The sequence below is a fragment of the Methylopila musalis genome (genome assembly GCF_042679725.1).
GTDB classification, from domain to species: Bacteria; Pseudomonadota; Alphaproteobacteria; order Rhizobiales; family Methylopilaceae; genus Methylopila; species Methylopila musalis.
The window spans coordinates 1-3,421 of record NZ_JBHTMX010000256.1; the positions used below are offsets into that span (position 1 = coordinate 1).

The window sequence follows — 3,421 nt, forward strand, 5'->3', positions numbered from 1 at the left end:
GGCGAGACCGGCTGGCGCGAGGCGCTGATCGACCTGCATCGGGCGTTCGACGCGACGGCGGGCAAGCGCCTGCTCGGCGACGATCTCGGCGCCTTCCTCGCCGAGCGTCCGGCCTTCGCCCGGCACGAGGCCGGCATCCGCGCCTTCTTTGACGCTTCGCGCCGGGTGTTCTTCGGCGGCGCCGCTCCGGCCGCCACCGGCCTGTCCGCGGACGCGCTCACCCGGCTCGCGCGCGATCTCGCGGGGGCGGAGCGCGCCTCATGACGTGGATCGGCTTCGACCATCCGTGGCTGCTGCTGCTGCTGCCGCTGGCGCTGCTGCCGCTCGCGGGCTCGCCCCTGCGCGCCTCGGCCACGCCATCGGAGGCGCTCGCGCCGCGCGATCCGCTGTCGAGCGCCATCAGCGCCACGCTGACCACGCTCGGGATGCTCGCCATCGCCTTCCTCGTGTTCGGGCTCACGGGCGCCCATCGCCGCGACCAGCAGGTGGAGCGCCGGGGCGTGGGCGCCAACATCGTGCTGCTGATCGACCGCTCGTCCAGCATGGACTCCACCTTCGCCAACCGTTCGCCCACGGGCGCGGAGGAGTCGAAATCCGCGGCGGCGCGGCGGCTGCTGACCGATTTCGCCACCCGCCGACCGGCGGACCGGGTGGCGGTGGCCGCCTTCTCCACCGCGCCCATGCTGGTTTCGCCCATGACCGACCGGCATGACGCCGTGCGCGCGGCGATCGCGGCGATCGACCGGCCGGGCCTCGCCCACACCGACGTGGGCCGGGGGCTGTCGCTCGCCTTCTCGCTGTTCGACGACGAGTCCACCGAGACCTCCCGCGCCATCGTCATGGTGTCGGACGGCGCGGCGGTGATCGACCGCCGGGTGCAGGACGCGCTGCGCGACGCCTCCCGGCGCAATCCGGTGCGGCTCTACTGGCTGTTCCTGCGCACGCAAGGGGCGCGCGGCATCTACGACAAGCCGCCCCCCGGCGATCCGGACAGCCCGCAGACCTATCCCGAGCGCCATCTCGACATCTTCCTGAAGAGCCTCGGCCTGCCGTACCGCGCGTTCGAGGCCAACAGCGCCCAGGAGGTCTCGGCGGCGATCAAGGAGATCGACCAGCTCGAGCAGCGCCCGACCACCTATGTGGAGACGATCCCGCGGCAAGACCTCGACTGGGCGTTCTACGCGCTGGCCGCCGGCGCGCTGCTCCTGCTGCTCGGCGCGAAGCTCGCCGAGCGCCGTCTCGACGACGCGCCCGCCCCGGTTCGCCGCGGCGGCGCGCTGCAGCCGCGGAGGGCCGCGTCATGAGGCTCCGTCTGTTCAAGAGCCTGCTTCCGCCCGTCCTTCTGCTCGTGGCGCTGGCGGCGCTCGGGTTCACCGGCTGGCGGCTCATGGGCGTGTCGAAGGAGGCGGCGCTCCAGCGGGAGATGGTCGCCAACCGCGACGTCGCCCCGCCGGACGACGCCAGCGGCGCGCTGCTGTTCCAGCGCGCGCATTACCTGCTGGTGCGCGACCGCATCGACGAGGCGCAGGGGCTCGTCACGCGCCTCACCGACCGGGCGCCGCGGCAGGTGACGGCGCGGTTCCATTACGACGTGGGCAACGCCCGCGCCCGCCGGGCGATCGCCGCCATCGAGGCCACCAAGATCGACCTTGCGATCCCCGAGGTGCGGCTCGCCAAGGAGGCCTACAAGGAGGCGCTGCGCGCCGATCCCGACCTCTGGGACGCCCGCTACAATCTCGACGTGGTGATGCGGCTGGTGCGCGACTTCCCCGAGGTGGAGCGCGGCGAGGAAGAGGCGCAGGCCCAGCCGAAGAAGCTCTGGACCGACCTGCCGGGCCTGCCGCGGGGCCTGCCGTGAGGCGGCCCGACCTGCGGACGCTGGCGCTCGCGGGCGCGTTCGCGCTCGCCGTCGCGGCCGCGCTGCAGCCGGAGGCGCAGGCCGAGCGCCCCACCTACGACGTCATCGCCTATGTGGACATCACCGGCAGCATGAACGCCCGCGACTATGTGGCGGCGGACGGCAAGCCGGAGAGCCGGCTCGCCACGGTGAAGCGGCGGCTCGCGGCGGCGGTGGGGCGGATGCCCTGCGGCTCGCGCTTCGGGCTCGGCGTGTTCACCGAGCGGCGGGTGTTCCTGCTGTTCGAGCCCATGGAGACCTGCCGCAACTACGTGGCGATCTCCGGCGCCATCGGCGGGCTCGACTGGCGCATGGGCTGGGAGGGCGACAGCCGCATCTCCGCCGGCCTGTTCCGGGCGATCAACGCCACGCGCCCGACCGGCGCCGACGTGGTGTTCCTGACCGACGGGCAGGAGGCGCCGCCGCTGCGCACCGACATGGAGCAGACCTACGACGGCGAGCGCGTGCGCGGCCTGATCGTGGGCGTGGGCGGAACCGATCTGGTCCCGATCCCCAAATACAACGATTTCGGGCGCGAGATCGGCTTCTACTCCATGGAGGACGTGCCTCAGGCCTCGCGCCTCGGAGGCCCGCCCAAAGGCGCGGAGAACCTGCCGGGCTACAACGCCCGCAACGCGCCGTTCGGCGAGATGCCCGAGGGCGAGGAGCACCTGACCTCGGTCAAGGAGCCCTATCTCCAGCGCCTCGGCCAGCTGACCGGGCTCGGCTACGCCCGGCTCGGGACCGGCGACGAACTGGCGGCCGCCATCGCCGCCAACGCCCGCCCGCATCCGCACGCGGTGCCGATCGATCTTTCGCCCGCCCCCGCCGCGGCCGCGCTTCTGGCGCTGACCGCTCTCTACGGGGCGTCGCTCGTCGCGAGGCCGCGCCGGCGCCGTCCCCTTCACGCTCAAGGAGTGTCGTCCTGATGTTTCACATGCGCTTCACTGCCGCCGCCGCAGCCGTCGCGTTCGCCGTGGCGGCGCCGGCCTACGCCCATGGCCCCACCCCCCAGAAGGTCGAGCAGAAGGTCGAGATCAAGGCCGAGCCGGCCAAGGTCTGGGCCGTGCTGAAGGACTTCGGCGCGATCCAGTCCTGGCACCCGTCCGTCGAGAAGAGCGAGGGTCCGGCCAGCGGCCAGAGCGCCGAGCGCAAGTTCTCGGTCAAGGGCAAGACCGGCGAGATCGTCGAAGGCCTCGACGAGTATGACGAAGGCAAGATGCTCTACGGCTACCGCCTGTCGGGCGACGCCGGCGAGGTGCTGCCGGTGAGCTCCTACTCCGCCACCATCTCGGTCGCGCCCAAGGACGGCGGCTCCGAGGTGACCTGGCAGGGCCGGTTCTACCGCGCCGACACCTCCAACGAGCCGCCGGAGGGCAAGGACGACGAGTCCGCCGTCGCCGGCATGACCGAGTTCTTCGAGGCCGGCCTCGCCGGCCTGAAGGCGAAGGTCGAAGGCAAGTGATCGGGCGCTCCGCCGCTCGCCTCGCCGCCGCGCTGGAGCTCGCCGCCGCGTGCGCGGCC

At 72.8% G+C, this 3,421-nt stretch carries 4 protein-coding genes and 1 pseudogene; all 5 read left to right on the plus strand.

All coding sequences use genetic code 11. The features are described 5' to 3' along the window. Positions 1 to 264: pseudogene (locus tag ACFQ4O_RS16245) on the plus strand (hypothetical protein); the annotation flags it as partial. After that, positions 261 to 1,304 (plus strand): vWA domain-containing protein, encoded by a 1,044-nt coding sequence (locus ACFQ4O_RS16250; protein ID WP_378777204.1) that lies wholly within the window; start codon positions 261 to 263, stop codon positions 1,302 to 1,304. The pseudogene ACFQ4O_RS16245 and the gene ACFQ4O_RS16250, both read left to right, overlap by 4 nt. Next, positions 1,301 to 1,858 carry a hypothetical protein gene (locus ACFQ4O_RS16255; protein WP_378777206.1) on the plus strand — a complete coding sequence of 186 codons (558 nt, stop codon included), beginning with the start codon at positions 1,301 to 1,303 and terminating at the stop codon, positions 1,856 to 1,858. The genes ACFQ4O_RS16250 and ACFQ4O_RS16255 overlap by 4 nt, the downstream gene beginning before the upstream one ends. After that, on the plus strand, positions 1,855 to 2,826 hold the full coding sequence (locus tag ACFQ4O_RS16260; protein ID WP_378777208.1) for a vWA domain-containing protein: 972 nt from the start codon (positions 1,855 to 1,857) through the stop codon (positions 2,824 to 2,826). The genes ACFQ4O_RS16255 and ACFQ4O_RS16260 overlap by 4 nt, the downstream gene beginning before the upstream one ends. Then, positions 2,826 to 3,362, plus strand: a complete 537-nt coding sequence (locus ACFQ4O_RS16265; protein WP_378777210.1) for an SRPBCC family protein — start codon at positions 2,826 to 2,828, stop codon at positions 3,360 to 3,362. Before ACFQ4O_RS16260 ends, ACFQ4O_RS16265 begins: the two co-directional genes overlap by 1 nt. Positions 3,363 to 3,421: the final 59 nt, after the last annotated feature.